Source organism: Streptomyces sp. NPDC033131 (genome assembly GCF_055578365.1).
In genome coordinates this window covers 37069-57096 of record NZ_JBVIPA010000011.1, presented here as the reverse complement: position 1 = coordinate 57096, position 20028 = coordinate 37069, and the positions used below count along the sequence as shown (strand labels likewise).

The 20028-nt window shown below is 72.6% G+C and carries 20 protein-coding genes and 1 tRNA gene; 6 read left to right on the top strand and 15 right to left on the bottom strand.

Features of this window, described 5'->3' with window-relative positions:
* Window positions 1-29: 29 nt before the first annotated feature.
* The 4 genes from ACZ5XS_RS16410 to ACZ5XS_RS16395 form a co-directional block, all read right to left on the bottom strand.
* Window positions 30-1196: an amidohydrolase family protein gene (locus ACZ5XS_RS16410; RefSeq protein ID WP_468651782.1), complete on the bottom strand. Its 1167-nt coding sequence runs from the start codon at window positions 1194-1196 to the stop codon at window positions 30-32.
* A 1-nt stretch (window position 1197) separates the two neighbouring features.
* Window positions 1198-2601, bottom strand: coding sequence for a glutamine synthetase family protein (locus ACZ5XS_RS16405; protein WP_468651780.1), 1404 nt, complete (start codon window positions 2599-2601; stop codon window positions 1198-1200).
* A gap of 45 nt (window positions 2602-2646) precedes the next feature.
* Window positions 2647-3459: an SAM-dependent methyltransferase gene (locus ACZ5XS_RS16400; RefSeq protein WP_468651778.1), complete on the bottom strand. Its 813-nt coding sequence runs from the start codon at window positions 3457-3459 to the stop codon at window positions 2647-2649.
* Between the two features lie 129 nt (window positions 3460-3588).
* Window positions 3589-4443 (bottom strand): hypothetical protein, encoded by an 855-nt coding sequence (locus tag ACZ5XS_RS16395; RefSeq protein WP_468651776.1) that lies wholly within the window; start codon window positions 4441-4443, stop codon window positions 3589-3591.
* Between the two features lie 238 nt (window positions 4444-4681).
* Here ACZ5XS_RS16395 and ACZ5XS_RS16390 point away from each other — a divergent pair, with 238 nt between their 5' ends.
* Window positions 4682-6091 (top strand): cytochrome P450, encoded by a 1410-nt coding sequence (locus ACZ5XS_RS16390; RefSeq protein ID WP_468651774.1) that lies wholly within the window; start codon window positions 4682-4684, stop codon window positions 6089-6091.
* A 7-nt stretch (window positions 6092-6098) separates the two neighbouring features.
* Here ACZ5XS_RS16390 and ACZ5XS_RS16385 read toward each other — a convergent pair whose 3' ends face one another.
* From ACZ5XS_RS16385 to ACZ5XS_RS16370, 4 genes are all read right to left on the bottom strand, one after another.
* Window positions 6099-6794 carry a response regulator gene (locus ACZ5XS_RS16385; protein ID WP_468651772.1) on the bottom strand — a complete coding sequence of 232 codons (696 nt, stop codon included), beginning with the start codon at window positions 6792-6794 and terminating at the stop codon, window positions 6099-6101.
* Window positions 6795-6865: 71 nt separating this feature from the next.
* On the bottom strand, window positions 6866-8884 hold the full coding sequence (locus ACZ5XS_RS16380) for an FtsX-like permease family protein (RefSeq protein ID WP_468652057.1): 2019 nt from the start codon (window positions 8882-8884) through the stop codon (window positions 6866-6868).
* A 32-nt stretch (window positions 8885-8916) separates the two neighbouring features.
* Window positions 8917-9600, bottom strand: a complete 684-nt coding sequence (locus tag ACZ5XS_RS16375; protein WP_468651770.1) for an ABC transporter ATP-binding protein — start codon at window positions 9598-9600, stop codon at window positions 8917-8919.
* Window positions 9601-9619: 19 nt separating this feature from the next.
* Window positions 9620-9991, bottom strand: a complete 372-nt coding sequence (locus ACZ5XS_RS16370) for a DUF4333 domain-containing protein (protein WP_468651768.1) — start codon at window positions 9989-9991, stop codon at window positions 9620-9622.
* Between the two features lie 216 nt (window positions 9992-10207).
* On the opposite strand from ACZ5XS_RS16370, the gene ACZ5XS_RS16365 reads away from it, so the two are divergent.
* Window positions 10208-11356: a sensor histidine kinase gene (locus ACZ5XS_RS16365; protein WP_468651766.1), complete on the top strand. Its 1149-nt coding sequence runs from the start codon at window positions 10208-10210 to the stop codon at window positions 11354-11356.
* Window positions 11357-11424: 68 nt separating this feature from the next.
* Here the strand turns inward: ACZ5XS_RS16365 and ACZ5XS_RS16360 are convergent, their stop codons facing one another.
* The 4 genes from ACZ5XS_RS16360 to ACZ5XS_RS16345 form a co-directional block, all read right to left on the bottom strand.
* Complete coding sequence (locus tag ACZ5XS_RS16360) at window positions 11425-12264, bottom strand: SAM-dependent methyltransferase (protein ID WP_468651764.1); 840 nt, start codon at window positions 12262-12264, stop codon at window positions 11425-11427.
* Window positions 12265-12455: 191 nt separating this feature from the next.
* Window positions 12456-12788: a DUF3140 domain-containing protein gene (locus ACZ5XS_RS16355; RefSeq protein ID WP_468651762.1), complete on the bottom strand. Its 333-nt coding sequence runs from the start codon at window positions 12786-12788 to the stop codon at window positions 12456-12458.
* Window positions 12789-12855: 67 nt separating this feature from the next.
* Complete coding sequence (locus ACZ5XS_RS16350; protein WP_468651760.1) at window positions 12856-13338, bottom strand: Dps family protein; 483 nt, start codon at window positions 13336-13338, stop codon at window positions 12856-12858.
* A complete protein-coding gene (locus ACZ5XS_RS16345) occupies window positions 13335-13592 on the bottom strand; it encodes a WhiB family transcriptional regulator (RefSeq protein WP_468651758.1) in 258 nt (85 codons plus the stop codon). The genes ACZ5XS_RS16350 and ACZ5XS_RS16345 overlap by 4 nt, the downstream gene beginning before the upstream one ends.
* Before the next feature lie 188 nt (window positions 13593-13780).
* Between ACZ5XS_RS16345 and ACZ5XS_RS16340 the strand changes: the two genes are divergently transcribed.
* Window positions 13781-14554, top strand: a complete 774-nt coding sequence (locus ACZ5XS_RS16340; protein ID WP_468651756.1) for a sulfite exporter TauE/SafE family protein — start codon at window positions 13781-13783, stop codon at window positions 14552-14554.
* A 125-nt stretch (window positions 14555-14679) separates the two neighbouring features.
* On the top strand, window positions 14680-15426 hold the full coding sequence (locus ACZ5XS_RS16335; RefSeq protein ID WP_468651754.1) for a cobalt-precorrin-6A reductase: 747 nt from the start codon (window positions 14680-14682) through the stop codon (window positions 15424-15426).
* Here the strand turns inward: ACZ5XS_RS16335 and ACZ5XS_RS16330 are convergent.
* The 3 genes from ACZ5XS_RS16330 to ACZ5XS_RS16320 form a co-directional block, all read right to left on the bottom strand.
* Window positions 15413-15838: a hypothetical protein gene (locus ACZ5XS_RS16330; protein WP_468651752.1), complete on the bottom strand. Its 426-nt coding sequence runs from the start codon at window positions 15836-15838 to the stop codon at window positions 15413-15415. The genes ACZ5XS_RS16335 and ACZ5XS_RS16330 overlap by 14 nt on opposite strands.
* Before the next feature lie 226 nt (window positions 15839-16064).
* Complete coding sequence (gene cobF / locus ACZ5XS_RS16325; RefSeq protein WP_468651750.1) at window positions 16065-16835, bottom strand: precorrin-6A synthase (deacetylating); 771 nt, start codon at window positions 16833-16835, stop codon at window positions 16065-16067.
* Between the two features lie 354 nt (window positions 16836-17189).
* The gene (locus tag ACZ5XS_RS16320) at window positions 17190-17717 is read right to left on the bottom strand and encodes a DUF309 domain-containing protein (RefSeq protein ID WP_468651748.1); all 528 of its coding nucleotides are present in this window, start codon (window positions 17715-17717) and stop codon (window positions 17190-17192) included.
* Window positions 17718-17840: 123 nt separating this feature from the next.
* Between ACZ5XS_RS16320 and ACZ5XS_RS16315 the strand changes: the two genes are divergently transcribed.
* Window positions 17841-17914, top strand: a tRNA-Pro gene (locus ACZ5XS_RS16315).
* A 291-nt stretch (window positions 17915-18205) separates the two neighbouring features.
* Window positions 18206-20020 carry an ABC transporter ATP-binding protein gene (locus tag ACZ5XS_RS16310; protein ID WP_468651746.1) on the top strand — a complete coding sequence of 605 codons (1815 nt, stop codon included), beginning with the start codon at window positions 18206-18208 and terminating at the stop codon, window positions 20018-20020.
* The last annotated feature ends 8 nt before the right edge of the window (window positions 20021-20028 follow it).

Below are 20028 nucleotides of genomic sequence, written 5' to 3'. Positions count from 1 at the left end.
TGATCATACTTTCCGGGATTCGCGAACACTCAGTCGCGGTGGGGACTGGGACGAGGGGGATCGGTGTCGGTCGGGGGAAGTCCGTAGAGGCGGCGCGCGTTGGCGCCGCCCGTCCACGCCGCGACCCGCAGCGCGTCCGGCAGACTCAGCTCGTCGGCGTCCACCCGCTCCTGGAGCAGGCCGGCCAGGCCGTGCCGGAAGGCCAGCGCGCCGAGATGGTAGAACTCGGCCACACCGTACGCGTCCGAGCTGTACAGCAGCTTGCGGAACGGCGTGATTTCCATCGCCTCCGCCAGAACCGCCCCGGCCCGGGAGGGACCGACGTGGTGCAGGGTGAGCCCCACATCGAGGTGCACCTGTTCGAACACGGCCGCCAGGTAGGCCGCCTGGCGCTGGTAGGGCCAGCAGTGCAGCAGGAGGACGGGGATCGTGCCGGCGGTCAGGTGCAGCCAGTCCGTCAGGTGGGTGGGGTCCACCCGGTGCAGTCGGATGTCCGCGTCGCCGAAGCCCGTGTGCAGCTGGAGCGGCAGCCGCAGATCCACGGCGGTCCACAGCAGCTCCCGTACGAGGACCGGATCGGCCAGCCGGCCGCCGTCGGCGAGCCAGCGCCGGGCCGCTTCGGTGACCTCCGCGTCCGAGGGCCGCACCGGGTCCAGGTCGAAGCCGGTGCGGTAGGCGGCGACGGACTTCACCGCCACCACACCCGGCCGCGACACGGCCCCCAGAGCGGCCGCGCGGAACGTCCCGGCGTACTCGCCCGGCTCCACCCCGCCCGCCGCCACAGCCTCGGCGACGGCCTCCAGCCGTACCACCTCGTACGCCGTCCCGCCCGCCGCCTCGGCCAGCTCCCGCGGCGTGGTGAGGCGGTCCGGGGTGAACCCGGTGTCGACGCAGAACACCTCCGTGCCCGCGGCGGCGAGGAAGCGCCGGTTCACCTCGCCCGCACCCAGCTCGGCCCGCCGCGCCACGTACTCCTCGGCGGGCACATGGCGCGGCAGGTCCAGCAGCGGTGCGCAGTGGCGGCGGACGGCCACGCCGACCGGGCTGTCGAACGGTGAGATCCCGGGCCACACGCCGCCCTCGGTGAGCAGCGACTCGAAGCCCGGCCGGTCGAGGCCGGCGGTGACGACCCCGTGACAGTGGTGGTCCACCAGCCGCACGGCGGCGAGCGTCTCGTGCACGGGACCCGCGCCCATCTCAGTACTTCCAGCGGTACGCCGCCGCCACGCCCTCGTCGTCCAGCCCGGCGACGGCCGCGATCTCGCCGAGGCGTACGGCGATCACCGCGTCGGCGAGGACGGGGCCCAGCACCGTCCGCAGCAACTCGTCGGCGCGGAACGCCTCGACGGCCTCGGACAGCGAGGTCGGCAGCCGTCGTACACCCCGGGCCGCCGCCTGCTCGGGATCGAGTCGGGCCGGATCCCCGGTGATCTCCCCGGGCAGCGGCGCGGACGAGGCCAGGCCGTCCAGACCGGCCGCGATCAGGCAGGCCAGCGCGAGATAGGGGTTGGCGGCCAGGTCGACCGGCTTGACCTCCAGGTTCGCGGCCCGGTCGCGGACCCCCGCGGTCCCGGTGACCACCCGCAGCGCCGCCTCGCGGGTCTCCCGGCCCCAGGCGGTGAACACCCCGGCCCACTGGGACGGTTTGAGCCGCAGATGGCTCGCCGGGCTCGGCGCGGTCATCGCCGTGAGAGCGGGGAGGCGGGCCAGGATGCCCGCCGCGAAGGACTCGGCCTCGGCCGTCATGCCGTACCGGCCGCCGCCCCCGGAGTGCAGGTTCGCACCGTCGCGCCAGGCGGAGAGGTGGACGTGGCCGCCGTTGCCGACGCCCTGGGCGAAGACCGCCGGAGCGAACGAGACGACGAGGCCGTGGCGCCCCGCCACCGCGCGGATCGTCTGCCGGACCAGCACACTGCGGTCGGCCGCGGCCACCGGGTCGAGCGCGCCCACCGCGACCTCGAACTGCCCGGCCGCGTACTCGGGATGGAGCTGCTCGACCTCCACGCCCTGCGCGGCGAACGCGGCCAGCAGGTCGGCGGTGTAGTCGCTGAGCTCGACCTGCCGGGTGGCGCTGTACGCCGGTCCCGTCGTCGCGGGCACGAAGTCCCCGTCGGCGGACGGCCCTTGACCGACGGCCCACTCGATCTCGATGCCCGCTCTGAAGGCAAGACCGTGCCGCTCGGCGGCCTCCCGGACGATCCGGCGCAGGAGGGTACGCCCGCACCCCGGATGGGGCTCGCCCTCCTGCGTGAGCCGGTCCACCGGCGCCCACGCCCAGCCGGGCTGTCCGACCAGCGCCACCAGGTGGTCCAGGTCGGGATACAGCCGCAGATCGCCGTCCGGCGAGCCCAGCACGTCGGTGGCGACGATCGAGTCGTCGGCGAGGAAGGTGTCGAACACCGGCGACATGCCGACGCCCCAGGTCACCGCCGCCGCCAGCCGTGCCGTCGGGACGGTCTTGACCCGGGTGACGCCCGCGGTGTCGACGTAGCAGAGGACGACGCCGTGCACGCCCCGCCCGGCCAGTTCGTCGGCGAGCGCGGCGGCCCGTTCCGGCTCTCCGGGACGTCCGCCGGGGACGGGGTCGGCAAGGGTGGTCATACGTCCTCCACGACGAGCTCGGCCGGACCGGCGGCGGCGCCGGCGTCAGGGTTTCACGGCCACCGCCCCGAACTGCGGTACCACGACGGGGGAGTCGGGCTCGGCGCGCCACTGCGAGCACGACACCAGACCCGGTTCCAGCAGCTCGAGTCCCTCGAAGAAGGCGGCGATGTCCTCGCGGCTGCGGGCGCAGATCGGCGGCGTGGCGTTCTCGTTCCAGAACTTCATCGCCGGGATCTGCCCCTCGCCGCCGAGGTCCGCGTCGAAGGTGGGGTGCGTCAGGGCCAGGTAACTGCCGGAGGGCAGCTCGGCCATGACGCGGCGCGCGATGTCCCGCGCCTTGGCGGTGTCGAGGACGAAGTTGAGGATGCCCAGCATCATCACCGCGACCGGCTTGCTGAAGTCGAGGGTCTGCGAGGCCCGTTCGAGGATGGCGTCCGGGTCGTGCACGTCGGCGTCGATGTAGTCGGTGACGCCGTCGGCGGTGCTGGTGAGCAGGGTGCGGGCGTGCACCAGGACGATGGGGTCGTTGTCGACGTACACGATCCGCGACTCGGGTGCGATCCGCTGGGCGATCTCGTGAGTGTTGTCCACCGTCGGCAGCCCGGTGCCGATGTCGAGGAACTGGCGGACGCCCTGCTCCTCGGCGAGGAACCGGACCGCCCGGCCCAGGAACCAACGGTCGGCGCGGGCGATCTCGCGGATGATCGGGAACATCCCGGCGACGTGCTCGCCGACCTGCTGGTCGACCTCGTAGTTGTCCTTGCCGCCGATCCAGTAGTTCCACACGCGTGCGTTGTGCGCCACACCGGTGTTGAGCCTCGCCGACCGGCCTGACGGGGTGTCGCTCTCGCTCACGTCACTGCTCCTTATCGCGCCCGCGTCCATCGCCGCCATTGTGCCGTCCGATGATCAGCTTGTCCCGGAAACGGCCGAGCGGAAACGGCCGAGCCCACACGCGGTGCGGAAGCAGACGGGATCCTGAGGTCAGCCGATCTCGCCCGGGTCCGCGGCGGGCGTCCGGCCTGCCCGGACGTCCTTCAGCCGCTCGGTGCCCTGCCGGACCGCCCGCTCGACCGAGTCGTCCTCGCCCCCCTCGAGACCGCCGGCGGTGACGGTGATCGCGTCGGTGCCGACCCGTACGGCGGCGACGTCCAGGGTGAGCGTGGCGGGCGCGTCGGCGGCCGTGCCCTGGACGGTGACGTGCAGTCCCTGCCGGGCGTCGCCCACGTTCGGCACGGAGGTCTCGGTCACCTGGACCGTGCGCTCGTCGCCCGTGTCGTCGGTCGCGGTGAACTGGTCGCACTCGGTGGGCAGGGTCTTCAGCCAGGCCAGGGACTCGTCGAGGGCCACCTTGTCGTAGGCGGCGACCTGCTGGAGAAGACGGGAGTCACCCTCTTCGAAGCCCCTGAGCGCGCCCGCCCCGGACGGCTTGCCCAGCAGATCGTCGCTGTACAGGGTGTCGAGCAGCTTCTGGCAGTCGACGGCGTCGGTCTTGGCCGTCAGGAACTCCGCGACGTCGACCTTGCCGATGAGCAGACTCTCGCGCCAGGAGGCGGCCTCCTTGTCGCCCATCTGCGCCCAGTTGTCCTCCAGATCGGCCTCGGTGAGCAGCGCGGCCCGGGCCCCGGCGGCGGTGAGCCGGGCCGAGGCCGACGGGGTCGGCGAGGTCACGGCCAACGGCGGGACGGCCCGCGAGCCCTTGGCCACGGGTGTCGCCACGACGTCCGAGTCCGCCGAACCGCCGCCGCCGTCGTCCGCGCAGGCCGCGGTGGCCAGCAGGGCGCTCGCCGCCAGGGCCGAGGAGAGGAACCGGACAGTTCGGGACGGACGAGCGGTCATCACGGATGCCTCCTGAGGACGTGGTAGGTGTCCCTCAGCGCACCACCGGCCCTCTCAGCCCACCAGCGCACGAGCCTGTTCGGGTGAGTGCCTGTCGGCAGGCCTTCTCCGCTGCCGGCTCCATTACCGGTGAGTACCCCGCCGTGTTACGTGTGTGACCGCTGAGGTACGGTCTCCGAGATCCGCGACCACTCACAGGCTGCAGACCGCTACGGGCGGTGAAGGGGGCGCCAGAACCATGGAATTCCGTCTGGTCGACCAAGGGGAGCCCACGCCGGCCGGCGCGCGGCTGGAAACCCTGGACCCGGAGCCCCTGCTGACCCGGGACTACGAGACGCGTCCCGGACTCGTCTACGAACGGCTGCGGGAGCGGCACGGACCGGTCGCGCCGGTGGACCTGCTGGGCGTGCCCGCCTGGCTCGTGCTGGGCTACCGCGAGTCGCTCGAGGTGCTGCAGGACGACGCCGGCTGGCCGAAGGGCCTGGAGAACTGGCGGGCCCGGTCGGAGGGCAGGGTCCCCGCAGACTGGCCGCTCGGTCCCTCCCTGGAGGTCAACCACGTACTGATCCAGGGCGGTCCCGGTTACCCGGCGCTGCGCACCGCGTGGGACGCCGCCCTCCGGCCGTTCCAGGACCCGAGGAGCCCCCAGGCCAAGCGGCTCAAATCGGCCGTCACCGTCTACGCCGACGAGCTGATCACCCTGCTCGCACAGGGTGGGCGCACGGGCATGGCCGACCTGTCGGCCCAGTTCTCCCGCCCGCTCCCGCTGATGGCGGCGAGCCATCTGCTGGGCTTCCCCGGCTCGCAGGGCGACGACGCCCTGATGGACATGTGGCGGGTGCTGGACGCGGGCCCGGACGCGGAACCCGCCCTGGAGCGGCTCTTGAAGACGCTCTCGGAGCTGGCCGCCGCCAAGATCGAGCAGCCGGGCGACGACTTCCCCTCCCACCTGCTGGCCGCCCACCCGGACCTCTCGGTCGACGAGCTGGCCAGGGAGCTGTTCATGCTGCTCGGCATGACCTCCGACCACGTCGGCATCCTCGTCTCCAACACCGTGGTCGAGGTGATCTCCGGGGAGCGCGAGGGCGGAGTGCGCACCGCCCTGTCCGCCGGGATGGTCCGCGAGAGCATGAACAGGGTGGTCATGCGCAAGCCGCCGCTGGTCAACTTCGTGCCGCGGTTCGCGGCCAAGGACACCCGGCTCGGGAACTACACCATCCACGCCGGCGAACCCGTGTGGGTCTCCTCGGCCGCCGCGCACGCCGACCCCCTCTTCGCCGGGCAGATGACACCGGGCTCCTCCACCATCAGCAGCCGGGCACACCTGTCGTGGGGCGCGGGGCCTCGTCAGTGCCCCGCCCGGGAACTGGCGTCGACGATCGCGTCGGCGGGAGTCAGCCGCCTCTTCGAACGGTTCGGGCACCTGGAACTCGCCCTCCCGGTCGACCAGCTTCCCTGGCGCTCCTCGCCGTTCATGCGAGGGCTGCGCTCGCTGCCCGTGCGCTACGAACTCTCCGCCTCGGCCGCACGGTACGTGCCCGCGCCCCAGGAGGCCGAGGCTCCCGCGGCGGACGTGCCGGACCAGGCCGCCAAACGCCGGTCGTCGCTGTGGCGGTACCTGACGGGGCTCATCCGCTCGGACGGCTGAGCGCCGGTCAGGACCGGGCCCGTGCCTGACCGTTCTGCCACGCCCAGGCCGCGATCTCCACCCGGTTCCGTGCCGCCAGCTTGAGCTGGACGCTGGACAGGTGCGTCTTGACCGTGGAGAGGGAGACGTACAGCTCGGCGGCGATCTCGGCGTTGGTGCGGCCGAGGGCGACCAGGCGGACCACGTCGAGTTCGCGGTCGGTGAGGGGCTCGTCGGGGGGCGCGGGGCGGGTCGGGGCGTTCGGCGGCGGCGTCTCGGTGACGTGCCGGAGGAGACGGACCGTGACCGACGGGGAGACCAGGGAGTCGCCTGCGGCGGCCGCGCGAACCGCCTCCGCCAGCAGGGTCGGCCCCGAGTCCTTGAGCAGGAACCCGCACGCGCCGCCGCGCAGCGCCCCGTACACGTACTCGTCGAGGTCGAAGGTGGTCACCACGACCACCCGCATCGGGTCGGCCACCTCGGGTCCCGCCAGCATCCGGGTGGCCTCCAGCCCGTCCAGCTTCGGCATCCGGATGTCCAGCAGGCACACGTCGGGCCGCACCGTGCGGGCCAGTGCGACCGCCTCCTCGCCGTCGGCCGCCATGGCGACCACCGTGATGTCGGGCTGCGCGTCCAGGAAGAACCGGAAGCCGGTACGGACCATCTCCTGGTCGTCGGCGATGAGAACACGGATGGGGGCGCCGGGCGGGGTGAGGCTCGTCATGGCTCGATCATGCCTCAGGGGTGGTGGGGCAACGGCCCGCCGACAGGTGCGGCGGGCCTTCCCCGGGGTCGTCAGTCCGCGGTCTGGGCCGGATCGGCCGTCACCTTCTTCAGCAGTGGTCTGCTGCCGGCGATGGCGGCGAACATCGCCAGCGCGCCGACGACCACACAGGCGGCCAGTTGCAGGGCGCCGGTCGCGTTGATCGTGAGGTCGGCCGCCTGGTTGAGCTTGTAGGAGCCGTACACGCCCATCGCGGTGGTGCCTCCGGCCAGGACGACCAGGGGGAGGACCGTCTCGCGCACCCGGGCCCGGTTCAGCACCCGCAGCGGGGTGCCCGCCAGCCGCAACAGGCCGTACACGCGCCGCCGGTCCAGGACGTTCGCCGCCGCGGTGAGGCCGGCCGAGGCGGTTGCCACGGCGAAGCTCAGGGCCAGGGTGGCGGTGCTGACCTCGGAGAGGCGGTCGATGGCCGTGTGGTCGGGCGCCTTCGCGTAGTCCTCGGTGTACGGGGGTGTGCCCGTCGCGACGGACGTCAGGGCGGTGACAGCGGTGTCGACCCGTTCCGTACCGCCCAGGACATGGGCGATCACCCCCGGGTTGCCGCCCAAGAGGTTGTCGTAGTCGTCGGCGCCACCGGTGGTGACGGTCGCCGTGACGCCCGCGCGGTCGAGCAGGGTACGGGCCTCGGCGGCCGCGTGCCGGGCGTCGGCTGTGCTCGGGGTGACCACGGCGACCTGATTCCGGACGTCCATGCCGTCCAGGCTGCCCAACTGGCTCACGGAGAAGAACCCGGCCAAGAACCCCGCGAGGACCAGGCCGCTGACGGTGCGCCAGGCGCCGCGCGGGTCGTCGCTGAGCCGCCGCGCGGCCAGCAGGGTCGCCGGGCGGCGGGCGAAGCGGCCCGCGATCCGGCCCAGCCGGTCCACCACCCACGGGCCGAACAGCCAGAACGTGCCGTAGAACAGCCCCAGCAGGATGAGTGCCTGCCGGGACGACAGCTCGCCGCTGTTCGCGGAATGCCAGATGTAGAGCAGCGCAGCCGCGAACAGGGCGAACCGGATCCAGCGGGTGCGGCGCGGGTTCGCCTCCTGGGCGACGCCCAGCGGCGCGGTCGCCACCTGGCGCAGCATCGACACCGCGCTGACGGTGAGGAGCACGGTGACACCGGCCACCACGGCCGCGCACCACGGCAGGCCCAGCCACAGCTGATCGGTGTACCAGCCACCGACGCCGTAGGGCACCTCGGCCAGGACCGGCAGCAGTGCCACGTACGCGAGGGCGCCCGCCAGGGCTCCGGCCGCGCCGACCACCGCCGCCTCGACCGCGGTCATCGTGAGGATCTGCCGGGGTGTGGCCCCCGCCAGGCGCAGCGCGGCCAGCCGCTGCTCGCGCCGGGCCGCGCCGAGCCGCCCGGCCGCCGAGGACAGCACGACCACGGGCATCGCCAGCAGCACCAGGCCCAGCAGTACCGCATCCCTGTCCGAGCCCGTGAGCAGGGGCTTCCGTGTTCCGGAGAACCCGGAGATCTCGGCACGCGCACTCTGACCCTCGTCGAACCACGTGGTGCCGCCGCCGGCCGCCTCGGACACCGCCGGGTCGCTCGGCGCCCGGCCCACCACGGCGACCAGTTCGTCGGGCGAGGCGAGACCGGCGGCGCCGATCGTGCCGTACGACGTCACCTTCGGAAGACGGTCGGCCAGCCGGCCCGCGGGAAGCCTGCCCATCAGCTCTGCCAGGGCGGGGGAGACGTACACCTCGCCCTTCCTGGGGAAGGCGCCCAGGCCGGGCGGGGCCGGGGTGGCCGGGCGGCCGGGCAGGCGGGCCAGCGAGACGACGGTCACGGGCTGGTGGCGGACGTACGTCGTGGCGAGCGCCTGGACGGCGGTGGCCCGCTTCGCCGGTACGGCGGCGGGTGTACGCCATGTCGTGTGGTCGGCGCGGATGCCGGCGCCGACACCGGCGGCGATCATCACCAGCATGACGAACGCGCCGACGGCGGCGGCTCCCGCCGCCAGCAGCCGGCTCTGCAGGCCGCGGCGGCCGGCGGACCGGGCCAGATGCCAGGTCAGGGGCAGGACGGGGGAACGCATCGGCATCTCCGGAGGTTCGTGGCGCGAGGGGATCAGGCGGCCGTGTACTGGCTGTGGTTGCTGATCCGGCCGTCCCGGACCTGGAGGACGCGGTCGCAGTGGGCGGCGACCTCCGCGTCGTGCGTGACCATGACCAGTGCGGCGCCCTGGTCGCGGGTGACCGAGGTCAGCAGCCGGACGACCTCCGTGCTGGTGGTCTGGTCGAGTGCGCCGGTCGGTTCGTCCGCGAAGACCACGTCCGGTTCGACGACCAGGGCGCGGGCGATCGCCACCCGCTGCGCCTGGCCGCCGGAGAGCTGGCCGGGCCGCCGCCTCTCCAGCCCGTCGAGGCCGAGCGGGGCGAACCACCGGCGGGCCTGTTCGACGGCCCGCCCGCGGGGCGTGCCCTCCAGCATCAGCGGCAGGGCCACGTTCTCCTCGGCGGGCAGCTCCGGCAGCAGTTGGCCGAACTGGAAGACGAACCCGAAGCGCTTCCGGCGCAGGGCGCTGAGCCGGTTCTCGCCCAGCTTGTCGATCCGCTCGCCGCGCAGCAGTACCTGCCCGCCGTCCGGACGGACGATCCCGGCCAGGATGTGCAACAGGGTGGACTTGCCGGACCCCGAGGGGCCCATGATCGCCAGTGAGTCGCGCTCGCCGACCTCGACGTCCACGCCGGACAGGGCGGTGGTCGAGCCGTACTTCTTCACGAGGCCGTGACCGGCCAGAACAATGCTCATGATGGGGTGCGGCCCTTTTCTAGCGCTCGAACTTCCAGGTGACGGACTCGCTCGTGGCCTTGACCACGGTGACCGGGATGTCGACGCTCTGCCCGTCACTCTTCTTGCCGGTGCAGGTGACGGTGGCCCCGACGACGGCCTTCAGGCCGGTGGGGCAGGTGACGCCGGAGACCTTCGCCCCGACCCAGGGGAGCGGGTGGTACTTGCTCTCGGTGCGGCCCGCGACGATGTCGGCGGCCAGTGCCTTCTGCCCGCCGACCGACTCGGTGGACCCTCTGTCGAGCCCGGTGGTCGACTCCGTTCCGGACAGCAGATGGGTGCCGACACCGAAGACGGCGGCGACCGCGGCCGCACCGCCGACCGCACCGACGAGGAACTTGCGCTGCATCATGTACTCCTGACGACTTCGACCGTTGAGGCCGAGGTGGCGGCGAGGGCCGAGGAATCGCTGCGAAAGAGGTGCGGCGGCTCCATCTGCCGGGGAAGTGGCTCCACCCTCGCCCGCGCGGCCGGGCACGCGCCTCGGCCATAAGGCCAGGGTTCACGCGGTGCCGCCTCGGCCGTTCGGCCGATCCCGCCGCGGTCCGTGCCGCATACGGTGAGCGGCATGAAGTCCGTTTCTCTCCGGGGCCTGGCCCGGGGCTTCGGCGTCGGCGTCCTCGTCAGTGCGGCGGCCGTCGACCTGGCCTACTCCGCCGGCCAGGACGTCGGCCCCTGGCCGGTCGCCGCCGTCCTGCTGGTCGGCGGCGCCGCCGTGCTGTGGCCCGCCGACCGGCGCCCCGCATGGCTGACCCCGCAGGTGCGTACCGCCGTGCCCGCCGTGGTCTCCGGCCTCTACACGGTCGCGTCGGTGCGGTACCCGGGGGCCCTGTTCGGCCCCGGCGAGCTGACGATTCTGCTGTGCCTGCTGTTCATCGCGGTACGGCACTGCCCGCGTCCCTCGGTCGTGGTGTGCGGCGTGCTCGTCGGCGGGGCCGTCCTGGCGCTGCCGGTGCGAGCCCTGCGCGGCACGCCGGGCACCATGCAGGGCTACATGCTGGTCGGGCTGGTCCTGATCGGCCTCACCGCCGGGTTCGCCGCCTATCTGCGTTCCATGGATTACCGCCGGACCGTGGCCGTCAGCGAGACCCGGCGCTCCGAACGCCTTGCCATCGCGGCCGACCTGCACGACTTCGTCGCCCACCACGTCACCGGGATCCTCGTCCAGACGCAGGTGGCGCGCATGATGGCCGACGCCCGTCAGGACGATCTCGACCCGGTCCTCGCCGGCATAGAGCGCGCCGCGACCGAGGCGCTGGCGTCCATGCGCCGCACGGTCGGCGTGCTGCGCGACACCGGTACCGAACCGGCCGACCGCCGGCCGGTGGGCGACATCGCGGGCATCGCCGGTCTCACCGACGGCTTCGCCGGCCCCCTCCAGCAGGTCGCTCTGCTGTGCGACCCCACCGTCCGCGACGACCTCCCGCACGAGGTGCAGGCGGCCGCCTTCCGCGTCGTCCAGGAGTCACTGACCAATGTGCGACGCCACGCGGGCGACGCCACCCGGATCACCGTCCGCCTGCGCCACGAGGGGCGCCGGCTGGAGGTCTCGGTCGTGGACGACGGCCGCGGCGGCAGCCGGCTCCCGGAGGCCGCACACGGCGGCGGCTTCGGCCTCGTCGGGCTCAAGGAGCGGGTGACCGCGCTGGGCGGCGACCTGCAGGCGGGGCCGCGCGGCGGTCACGGCTGGGAGGTGCGGGCGGTGTTTCCCACGTGAAGGGGACTTGACTCTCCGGCCGGCCGGCCGGCCGGCCGGGGGGCGTCGCGGATGCGAAGACCAGGGCGTCAGGGCTTGAGTCCGACCGCCCCGTACAGCGACACGGGTCCTTCCCCGTCAGGCCTCTCGCCCGTCGCGGAGAGCTCCGGATGCCAGTCGGCGACCGACACGACCCCCGGCTCCATCACCTCGAGCCCCTTGAAGAAGCCGCCCATCTCGGCCTGCGACCGGGCCACCAGCGTCACCCCGCCCGCGGCATACGCGGCGATGCCCCGCTGTACGTTCTCCGGCTCGAAGTCCGCCGTCATCGCCGACAGCACGAGGCAGCTGCCCGGCGCGAGGGTGTCGACCAGGGCGTCCACCAGCTCGTACGCGCCGTCCTCGTCCGCGACGAAGTGCAGCAGGGCGATCAGGGACAGGGCGATCGGCCGGTCGAAGTCGAGAATGTGGCGGGCCTGTTCGAGAATGCTCCGCGGATCGCGCGCGTCGGCCTGGAGGTACTCCGTGACGCCCTCGGGCGTGCCGCGGAGCAGGGCCTCGGCGTGGGCCAGGACGATCGGGTCGTTGTCGACGTAGACGACGCGGGCGTCCGGGGTGACGGACTGGGCGATCTGGTGGAGGTTGGGCTCGGTGGGTATGCCGGTGCCGATGTCGAGGAACTGGCGGATTCCCGCCTCCCGGGCGAGCCGACGGGTGGCCCGCTGCATGAACCGGCGGTTGGCGCGCGCCGCCCGCAGGGCTCCGGTGTCGATCGACGTGATCCGCCGCCCGAGTTCCTCGTCGACCGGATAGTTGTCCTTGCCGCCGAGGAACCAGTCGTAGACCCGGGCCGGATGCGGTCTGGTGGTGTCGATCCGGTGAGGGCCGGTCCGGTTCGCGTCGGTCCGCTGGACGGCCGGCTGGGTCACGCTGTTCTCCTCTGCTCGACGATGCCCGCGAGATGCCCGCGAGATGCCCGCGAGATGCCCGGCGGGCTGTCCGAGCAGTCTGGCACGATCATGAGGCGTGGCAGAGGCGGTCTTCGGCCACCTGTCCGGCCAGGCGCCGCCGCGTCAACGCGGCGGCGGGCAAGGCCGGTTCGGCGTTCTCGGCCGGCCGGTCACGGCCTGAGCGGGTCGTGGCCGAGCGTCATCAGGCGCTGTCGGCGGGCCGTGTCCTCGGCAGCGGGCTCGTTCTCCGGATCCGTCTCGTCGGTGACGGTGTCGACGACGTCGTACATCACACTGATGTCGTCATCGGTGAGATCCGTACGCCTTTTCTGCAGGATCGCGAGGACATGCTGCCCCGTGGGTGTGCCCGCGTGCTCCGGCAGTGGCTCCGCGTTCTCGTCCGCGTCGCTGACCCGCAGCCACGCGGCCAGTTCCTGCGAGGTCATGTTCACCACGCGGTGGAAGTCCTCCCACAGCGCGTCGAGTTCGAGGGCGTCGGTCATCAAGTGCCCCTTCGTGCAGGTGCGTTCAGGTAGCGGTCGGCTTCGTGCGGGTGCGTCCGGGTGCCGGTCAGCCTTCCTTCGGCCAGTTCTCCGCGTCGAACATCCAGCGCTGCTTCTCCAGTTCGGCGGTGATCGTGATCAGCAGGTCCTGGGTGACCGGATCGGCCTTCTCAGTCGCCTCGATGCGCTCGCGCAGCCGTCCGATGGCCGCCTCCAGGGCCTCGACCATCACCTCGACGACCTCCGAGTCACGGACCCAGCCGTCCTTCGGGCCGGGCAGCGTGAACGCGGACGCGATCGTCTCCGGCCGGCCGTCGGGCGGCAGACCGAGCGCCGAAGCGCGCTCCGCGACGGTGTCGGCGAAGTCCCGCGCGGCCGTGACCACCTCGTCGAGCTGGAAGTGGATCGAACGGAAGCGCGGGCCGACCACGTTCCAGTGCGCCTGCTTCCCGATGAGGGAGAGCCCGAGAAGGTCCACCAGCGTGCTCTGCAGCGCGTCCCCGGTGACCTGACGGGCGGATTCGGGAATCGTGCTCTTCACGACAGTCATACGGTGCTCCTCCTTGCGGCGTCGTCTCTGGTCTTACGGAGCAGTGCGTCGCGCTCCTCCTCGCAGGTCCCGCCCCACACGCCCGAGGTCCGCCCGTCGTCCAACGCGAACGTCAGACACTGGACGGTCACCGGGCAACGGGCACACACGCGTTTGGCGGCCGCGATGTCTCGCAGCGCCGGTCCGGACGTGCCCACGGGAAAGAACAACTCGGGGTCCTCACCCACGCAGGCCGCACTGCGCAACCACTCCATGGCGGCGCGGGTGCCCCGCGTGAACCAGCGCAAACACCGCGAAGGACGCCGCCGCAGCGGCCGTACCGGGCGTTGTTCCTGAGGACTCGCCGGATGCGCAGTAAAAACTAGCGACGCTAGTTAACATCGGCCATCTGACGAGACGCTCCTTACGCCACCGGTTACCTGCACATAGCATCGGTGTCCGCATGAACACCATGAGCCTCTGGCACATCACCGGCTGGGAATTCGCCGCCCTCGCCTGCGCCGCGCTGCTCGTCGGCTTCTCGAAGACCGCCGTCAGCGGAGCCAACACGGTCAGCCTGGCGATCTTCGCCGCGGTCCTGCCCGCCCGCGCCTCCACCGGCGTGCTGCTGCCGATCCTGATCGCCGGGGACGTGCTCGCCGTGCTCACCTACCGGCGGCACGCCCACTGGCCGACGCTGTGGCGACTGTTCCCGGCGGTCGCGGTCGGTGTGGTCGCCGGCACGCTGTTCCTGGTGTGGGCGGACGACGGGATCGTGCGGACGTCGATCGGCGCGATCCTGCTGCTGATGGCCGGGGTGACGGTGTGGCGCCGCCGCACGGCCGGCACCGAGGAGGAACCCGACTCGGTCGCGACCCCGTCCGGCCGCGTCAAGGCCCGCTCGTACGGCGTCCTCGGCGGCTTCACCACCATGGTCGCCAACGCGGGCGGCCCGGTGATGTCGATGTACCTGCTCTCCGCCGGCTTCCGCAAGCTCGGCTTCCTCGGCACCTCCGCCTTCTTCTTCCTGATCGTCAACGTGTCCAAGGTGCCCTTCAGCGTCGGCCTCGGCCTGATCGACGGCCACTCGCTGCTCCTTGACGCCGCGCTCGTGGTGTTTGTCGTGCCCGGCGCGTTCATCGGCAAATGGGCTGTGAACAGGATCAACCAGCGACTGTTCGAACAGCTCGTGATCGGGGCCACCGTCCTCGGCGGCCTGCAGCTGCTGCTTCGCTAGCCGGCCCCGGCAGGGCGGGCGGGTCCGAGGCGAAGGGTTCGCCGCCGACCATCGGCCATCCGGCCGGGAATCCGGCTTCTACCCGGCGTGCCGTCATCCGTCCGGCCTCTCGTAGGCTCGGCACCATGCCCTCGCACGTCCTCATCCTCGGCGGCACCGCCGAGGCCCGGGAGCTGGCCGCCGTGCTCGCGGCCCGCCGCGGTCTCCGTGTCACCACCTCGCTCGCCGGACGCGTGGCCCGGCCGGGCGTGATCGCCGGGGACGTACGGATCGGCGGCTTCGGCGGGGCGGACGGACTCGCCGACTGGCTGCGGGAGCGACGCGTGGACGCACTCGTCGACGCCACGCATCCCTTCGCCGCCCAGATCTCCGAGAACGCGGCGGCGGCCGCGGCGGCGACCGGGGTCGCGGCGGTGGTCCTGCGCCGCCCGGCCTGGCGGCCCGGACCCGAGGACCGCTGGCACACCGTGTCGTCGTTGCGCACGGCCGCGGACCTGCTTCCGCGGCTCGGCAGACGCGTGTTCCTGACCACCGGACGCCTGGGCCTCGCCGCCTTCGCGCATCTGACGGACCTGCACTTCGTCGTACGGTCCGTGGAACTGCCCGAGCCGCCGATGCCGCCGCACACCGAAGTCCTCCTGGCCCGCGGCCCGTTCACCGTGGCCGACGAGTCCGCGCTGCTGTACGACCACTGCATCGACGTACTGGTGACCAAGGACAGCGGCGGAGAGGCGACGGCCGCCAAGCTGACGGCCGCGCGGGAACTGGCGCTGCCCGTCGTGGTCGTCGGACGCCCGCCGCTGCCGAAGGGCGTGACGGCGGTGCCCGATGTGGCGGCGGTCCTGGCGTGGTTCGGCCTCAGTCCGCGGTGACGACGGAGGCACGGAGCCGGTCGATGGCGCGCAGCACCTCGTCGCGGTTACCGGCGCTCTTGATCCAGGCGGGCAGACGGGCGACGTAGGTCATCTTCGGGCCGTGTTCGTACCAGGGCGGCCGCTCCCGCAGTGCCGCGGCCACATACCGCCGGAGCAGATCGAGGTGTTCGAGGTTGTACGCCCAGATCTCGCCGTGCCTGGTCTCGGCCCGCAGCCACAGGGCCGGCCAGGCACACCGGCCCGTTGTCCTGCACAGGCCGCAGGACCGGCAGACCAGACGTGCTTCGGGGTGCGTCCGGCGCTCGAAGTGGGCGATGCGGTCACAGCGCGGACAGCGGACCAGCACCGACGTGCTGAAGTCGGAGGCCGTGCTGCCGGGATCGTGGAAGCGGACGGGCGCGGGGGACATGCCGCGAGTATGACAACCGCCCCTTCCGCTCCGCCTTGGCTTTTCGGCGGGCGGCGCTCGGTCCCGGCTCCTTCAGCCGCAGGTCCGCCCCCGACGGCCGCCCGACGTCCCCCTGCGCCCGGTCCCTCAGCCACGCGGCCCAGGCCGCGCCAACGACCCGGGCGTGGCCCACCGGCCGCGTGCACAGCTCGGACGGGCCGCACGGTTGCCCCGGGCGGCCCGCGCCTCACTCCCGCCGATTGCGGCGCAGCAGATACGTGTCCATGATCCAGCCCTTGCGCTCGCGGGCCTCCGCGCGCAGCCGCTCGATCCGGGGCGCGGCCTCCGCGATCGGGCCGGCGGCGAGGATCTCGTCCGGCGTGCCTATGTAGGCGCCCCAGTAGATGTCGATGTCCTGGTCGGCGTACTGCCGGAACGTCTGGTGGGCGTCGAGCATCACGACCACGTCGTCCACGCCCTCGGGGAAGCCCTCGGCGAGCCGCCGGCCGGTGGTGATCTGGACGGGACGGGCGACCCGGTTCAGGCCGGTGCGGTGCCGGGCGACGAGCGCCGAGACACTGCTGATCCCCGGCACGACGTCGTACTCGAAGGCCACCGCGCCCCGCTCGAGGATCTCGTCCAGGATCCCGATCGTGCTGTCGTACAGCGCCGGGTCCCCCCACACCAGGAACGCGCCGCTCTCGTCCTCGCCCAGCTCCTCGGCGATCAGGCGTGCGTAGATCTCCGCGCGGGCACTGCGCCAGTCCCCGACGGCGGGGGAGTAGGCGGCCCCGCCGGCCGACCGGTCCCGCTCCGGGTCGCGCGCCTCGACGACCCTGTACGTGCCCTCGGGTATGTGCGCGTCGAGCATGTCGCGGCGGAGCCGCACCAGGTCGTTCTTCACCTCGCCCTTGTCGAGGACGAAGAACACGTCCGTGCCGCGCAGCGCCCGCACCGCCTGGAGGGTCAGCTGCTCGGGGTCGCCCGCGCCGATACCGATGACATGAATCTTTCGCACGCCCCGAGTCTGCCGCACGGCACTGACAACCCGTACACCGCGTCCACGCGGGTGCCCGCGGCGACTGCCGCCCGGGCGGCGGCCGGTGCCGGTGCGGTCGGACCGAGCGTGCGTCGGCGCGGTCGGACCGAGCCGTGCGTCGGCGACCGAGTGGGCCGGGGCACCGCTCCCTACCCGCGAGGCTCTCGGCCGCAGTGGTTGCGCACCGGCCGCCCGCCGGGACTCGCGGGCGCGGCTGCCGCCGCCCGGCCGGTCTGCGCCGCGCCGGGCAGACCCGCGCCGGCGGTGACACCGGCGCCGCGGCCCGTCCCCACCTGCGGCGCCCTGCCCGGCGCGTCCCGGCCCGTCCGGCCCTCAGGAGGCCGCCTCTCCCCGCAGCCGTGGCGCCTGCGCCCCGGCGTCGATGGCCGCGAGGTCCCTCTCCACGTTCTCGGCCAGTTGCCGCGCCCAGCCCACGATCCCCGACAGGTCCATTCCGTACGGCCGTTCCCGCCCCGCGGCCGCCGCCCACTCCTCCACGGCCCCGGCGCCGCGCCTCAGCAGCCGGGCGCCGCCCGTGACATTGCCCCGGGCGGCATGCGTGAGCCCCACGGCGAGCTGGGCCAGCCCGCGCCACAGGCCGCGCTCCTCCTCGGGCCCCGACTTCCAGGCGTCCTCGAACACCTCGTGCGCATGGAACGGCTTCCCCGCGTCCAGCAGTTCCTGGGCCTCGGCGACACTCTCGTCCGGGGTGCGGACCACCCCCTCGGGCTGCCGCTCCACACCGTCCGCGCCGTATGGCAGCGGCCGGCCGAGCCCGTCCCGGGGCCGGGCGTTGCGCGCCCGCCCCTCGTCGTCCCGGTCCCGCGCCTCCGCCTGTCGTCCTGAGGATGCACTGCCCATGCGCCGATTGTCCCGCGCCCCACCCGCCGGCCGCCCCTCACCCCCTCCCGCCTTCGGGGAAGCCTCCGACGTGGGGTAAAGTGCCTTTCGTGCGATCACGCGGGTCACCGCGGGGAAGCGCACCGGGACGTGGCGCAGCTTGGTAGCGCACTTGACTGGGGGTCAAGGGGTCGCAGGTTCAAATCCTGTCGTCCCGACAGGACGAAGGGTCTTCACAGGCGAGAGCCTGTGAGGGCCCTTTTTTCGTCGAGGTGCTTGCCGCCGGCCGGGAAAAATACTTGGACGCCGCGTACGCCGTCGCGGGACACTCCGTGCCCGGTCCCCTCGTACTCGCACAGTGACGGAGTCGCCACTCTTCGTGCTCCTGCCTTCGCGCAGGACGCGCGAGCGGAGGCACTCACGCCAACCCGAGGTCACGCGTGGACACCGACCACGGCACCGCCCGTCGCCACACCTGACGGGCCGCCGTACGACACCACGGGATGGGGATGGAATCGCCTGCAACGCGCGAGGTCCCGCCGGGCAAGGGCCCGGTGCTCCTCGCGCTTCGTTTCTACGGACGGGAACTGGCCCGGCTCCGGTGGCTGACGGTGCCCGGGATGCTGTTGCCCGCTCTGGGCAACATCGGCCTCTACTACATCGCGCCGCTGGTCGTCGCGAAGCTCGTCGGCCGCATCGCCGACGACACCGGCAGCACCGTCGGCTCGGCGCTGCCCTACATCCTCGGGTTCGCCGGGGTCATGCTGCTCGCGGAGGCGCTGTGGCGCGTCGGCCTGCACTGCCTGAACCGGCTCGACGCCCTCGGCATCGAGAACCTGTACGTGATCGGCATGGACGAGCTGTTCGCCAAGGACGCCGCGTTCTTCCACGACAACTTCGCCGGGTCGCTGACCAAGCGGGTGCTGAGCTTCGCCTCCCGTTTCGAGCAGTTCGTCGACACGCTGACCTTCAACGTGGTGGCCAACTTCGTGCCACTGCTGTTCGGGGCGGTGATCCTGTGGCGCTACGAACCGCTCCTCGTGGTCGGACTGCTGGTGATGATCGCGGTGACGGCACTGTGCGTGGTGCCCCTCATCCGGCGCCGCCAGGTGCTCGTCGCCCAGCGCGAGGCGGCGATCGCCCGGGTGTCGGGTCATGTCGCCGACAGCCTGATGAACATGGACACGGTCCGGGCGTTCGCCGCCGAGGAACGCGAGGCCGCGGAACACCGCACCCGTGTCGCGGAGTCGCGGCGGCTGTCGCTGCGGTCGTGGGACTACGGCAACCTGCGCATCGACACGCTGGTGGCACCCTTGTCCGTGCTGACCAACGTGCTGGGCCTGCTGCTCGCGGTCACGCTGGGCGGCGGCGGGAACGGCGTGGAGGCGGTCGTGGTCGCGTTCACGTACTACACCAACGCGACGCGGATCATGTTCGAGTTCAACCAGATCTACCGGCGCCTGGAGAGCGCGATGACGGAAGCCGCGCAGTTCACCGAACTGCTGCTGACCCCGCCGACCGTGCTCGACCCGGTCGCGCCGGAGCCGCTGCTGCCCGAGGCCGCCGAGGTCCGCTTCGACAAGGTGACGTTCGCGCACGCGGGAGCGGAGACCCTTTTCGACGGCCTCGACCTGACGGTGCCCAGCGGGACGAAGATCGGTCTCGTCGGCCGGTCCGGCGGAGGCAAGACCACGCTCTCCCGGCTGCTGCTGCGGATGACGGACATCGACGCCGGCCGCATCCTGATCGGGGGTCAGGACATCAGCAGGCTGCGCCAGGCGGACCTGCGCAGCCTGATCGCGTATGTGCCGCAGGACCCGGCGATGTTCCACCGCACGCTGCGGGACAACATCGCCTTCGCCCGGCCCGACGCCACCGACGCCGAGATCCGCCGTGCCGCCGAGGCCGCGCACGTCACCGAGTTCGCCGACGTGCTGCCGCACGGCTTCGACACCATGGTGGGTGAACGTGGCATCAAGCTGTCCGGCGGACAGCGCCAACGGGTCGCCCTCGCCAGGGCGATCCTGCGCGACGCGCCGGTCCTGCTGCTCGACGAGGCGACCAGCGCGCTGGACTCCGAGAGCGAGCTTCTCGTCCAGGAGGCGCTGTGGCGGCTCATGGAAGGGCGCACGGCGCTCGTGGTGGCGCACCGGCTCAGCACCGTCGCCGGCATGGACCAGCTCGTCGTCCTCGACCGTGGGCGGATCGTCGAGAAGGGAACGCACCGGGAACTGCTCGCCTCGGACGGCGCCTACGCGAAGCTGTGGCAGCACCAGTCGGGCGGCTTCCTCGACGACAGCCCCGCCGGGGCCGACCTGCTGTGAACACGAGT

Excerpts from the sequence above, each read along its gene's own strand:
- ACZ5XS_RS16410 (WP_468651782.1), bottom strand. The coding sequence starts at position 1,196 with ATGGGCGCGGGTCCCGTGCACGAGACGCTCGCCGCCGTGCGGCTGGTG.
- ACZ5XS_RS16405 (WP_468651780.1), bottom strand. The coding sequence starts at position 2,601 with ATGACCACCCTTGCCGACCCCGTCCCCGGCGGACGTCCCGGAGAGCCG.
- ACZ5XS_RS16395 (WP_468651776.1), bottom strand. The coding sequence starts at position 4,443 with ATGACCGCTCGTCCGTCCCGAACTGTCCGGTTCCTCTCCTCGGCCCTG.
- ACZ5XS_RS16390 (WP_468651774.1), top strand. The coding sequence starts at position 4,682 with ATGGAATTCCGTCTGGTCGACCAAGGGGAGCCCACGCCGGCCGGCGCG.
- ACZ5XS_RS16385 (WP_468651772.1), bottom strand. The coding sequence starts at position 6,794 with ATGACGAGCCTCACCCCGCCCGGCGCCCCCATCCGTGTTCTCATCGCC.
- ACZ5XS_RS16380 (WP_468652057.1), bottom strand. The coding sequence starts at position 8,884 with ATGCGTTCCCCCGTCCTGCCCCTGACCTGGCATCTGGCCCGGTCCGCC.
- ACZ5XS_RS16375 (WP_468651770.1), bottom strand. The coding sequence starts at position 9,600 with ATGAGCATTGTTCTGGCCGGTCACGGCCTCGTGAAGAAGTACGGCTCG.
- ACZ5XS_RS16370 (WP_468651768.1), bottom strand. The coding sequence starts at position 9,991 with ATGATGCAGCGCAAGTTCCTCGTCGGTGCGGTCGGCGGTGCGGCCGCG.
- ACZ5XS_RS16365 (WP_468651766.1), top strand. The coding sequence starts at position 10,208 with ATGAAGTCCGTTTCTCTCCGGGGCCTGGCCCGGGGCTTCGGCGTCGGC.
- ACZ5XS_RS16355 (WP_468651762.1), bottom strand. The coding sequence starts at position 12,788 with ATGACCGACGCCCTCGAACTCGACGCGCTGTGGGAGGACTTCCACCGC.
- ACZ5XS_RS16350 (WP_468651760.1), bottom strand. The coding sequence starts at position 13,338 with ATGACTGTCGTGAAGAGCACGATTCCCGAATCCGCCCGTCAGGTCACC.
- ACZ5XS_RS16345 (WP_468651758.1), bottom strand. The coding sequence starts at position 13,592 with ATGGAGTGGTTGCGCAGTGCGGCCTGCGTGGGTGAGGACCCCGAGTTG.
- ACZ5XS_RS16340 (WP_468651756.1), top strand. The coding sequence starts at position 13,781 with ATGAACACCATGAGCCTCTGGCACATCACCGGCTGGGAATTCGCCGCC.
- ACZ5XS_RS16335 (WP_468651754.1), top strand. The coding sequence starts at position 14,680 with ATGCCCTCGCACGTCCTCATCCTCGGCGGCACCGCCGAGGCCCGGGAG.
- ACZ5XS_RS16330 (WP_468651752.1), bottom strand. The coding sequence starts at position 15,838 with ATGTCCCCCGCGCCCGTCCGCTTCCACGATCCCGGCAGCACGGCCTCC.
- ACZ5XS_RS16320 (WP_468651748.1), bottom strand. The coding sequence starts at position 17,717 with ATGGGCAGTGCATCCTCAGGACGACAGGCGGAGGCGCGGGACCGGGAC.
- ACZ5XS_RS16310 (WP_468651746.1), top strand. The coding sequence starts at position 18,206 with ATGGAATCGCCTGCAACGCGCGAGGTCCCGCCGGGCAAGGGCCCGGTG.